Origin of the sequence: Bathymodiolus platifrons methanotrophic gill symbiont (assembly GCF_002189065.1) — a bacterium.
Classification (GTDB): Bacteria; Pseudomonadota; Gammaproteobacteria; order Methylococcales; family Methylomonadaceae; genus Methyloprofundus.
In genome coordinates, this window is sequence record NZ_BDMN01000555.1 from 1 (window position 1) to 1411 (window position 1411).

Consider the following 1411-nt stretch of genomic DNA (forward strand, 5'->3'; position numbering starts at 1 on the left):
TATTATCAAAGTCATCACGCTGGCGTTGAGTCATGATGCTTTTAACTAGCTTTAAGGATTGCTCTTCTGATAGTGAAGTTTTGGAAACATCTATGATTTTTCCATCAACTTTTAAAGCAGGGGGGCGTTCTGCGGTAATAAATAAATCAGATGCTTTTTTTGTGCACATCAATTCTAATAACTTCTCAAAATCCATATTATTCTCCTGCTGAATTTTAACGGAACATGTCTCTGCTGACTGCTTTAGCCATAGCCGCTTTGGATGTGATTTTTCCTGAATCTACTAACTCTTTAAGGTTTTGATCAAGGGTCTGCATGCCTTCACGGCGACCTGTCTGAATGGCTGAATACATTTGTGCGACTTTTGCTTCGCGAATCAAATTTCGAATGGCGGGGGTACCCACCATAATCTCATGGGCAGCGATACGTCCACCGCCAATTCTTTTCAATAGGGTTTGTGAGATAACAGCCTGTAGAGACTCAGATAACATTGAACGGATCATTTCCTTTTCTGCCGCCGGAAATACGTCAATAATACGGTCAATTGTTTTTGCGGCAGAAGTGGTATGCAAGGTGGCAAAAACCAGGTGGCCCGTTTCAGCAGCAGTTAACGCTAGACGGATGGTTTCAATATCACGCATCTCCCCGACCAATATAATATCAGGGTCTTCCCTTAGAGCTGATCTTAATGCATTATTAAAACTTTGTGTATCCCTATGCACTTCTCGTTGGTTGATTAGACATTTTTGACTAGTATGCAGAAATTCTATTGGATCTTCAATGGTTAGAATATGCTCATAACGATTTAGATTAATATGATTAATCATTGCCGCCAGGGTAGTTGATTTACCCGAACCGGTCGGGCCTGTAACCAGTACCAGACCACGCGATTTATCAGTTAATTCAGTAAAGAATTTAGGCGCATCCAGATCTTCCAGAGATGATATTTCTGAGGGAATGGTTCTAAATACAGCGGCTGCCCCGCGTTCCTGATTAAAGGCGTTAACACGAAATCTAGCTAAACCAGGTAAGGCAAAAGAGAAATCTGTTTCAAAAAACTCTTCATAATCACGTCGTTGCTTATCATTCATAATGTCATAAATAAGCGCATGTACTTGCTTATGATCGAAAGCATCTATATTAACCCGTCGAATATCGCCGTCAACTCGAATCATCGGAGGGAGGCCAGCAGATAAATGTAAATCCGAGGCACCATTTTTAACAGAAAACGCGAGTAATTCAGCAATATCCATTGAGACTCCAGAGGGAAAAAAGAAATAATTTAAAGGTAATTATATACTGAAGTTTCCCAATAATTATTTATGGTAAAATTGAAACTATGCTACAACTATATGAAAAAAATAGTCTTTTCATTCGTTTCAAATGCTATTGCCTAAGGGGAATTAAGTAG

General features: G+C 39.5%; 1 protein-coding gene and 1 pseudogene. Both read right to left on the reverse strand.

Features of this window, described 5'->3' with window-relative positions; genetic code table 11:
- Positions 1–196 (reverse strand): annotated as a pseudogene (locus CDZ78_RS20410) (type IV pili twitching motility protein PilT); the annotation flags it as partial.
- Between the two features lie 19 nt (positions 197–215).
- Positions 216–1253, reverse strand: a complete 1038-nt coding sequence (locus CDZ78_RS20415) for a type IV pilus twitching motility protein PilT (RefSeq protein ID WP_087871581.1) — start codon at positions 1251–1253, stop codon at positions 216–218.
- Positions 1254–1411 lie beyond the last annotated feature (158 nt).

Excerpts from the sequence above, each read along its gene's own strand:
- CDZ78_RS20415 (WP_087871581.1), bottom strand. The coding sequence starts at position 1,253 with ATGGATATTGCTGAATTACTCGCGTTTTCTGTTAAAAATGGTGCCTCG.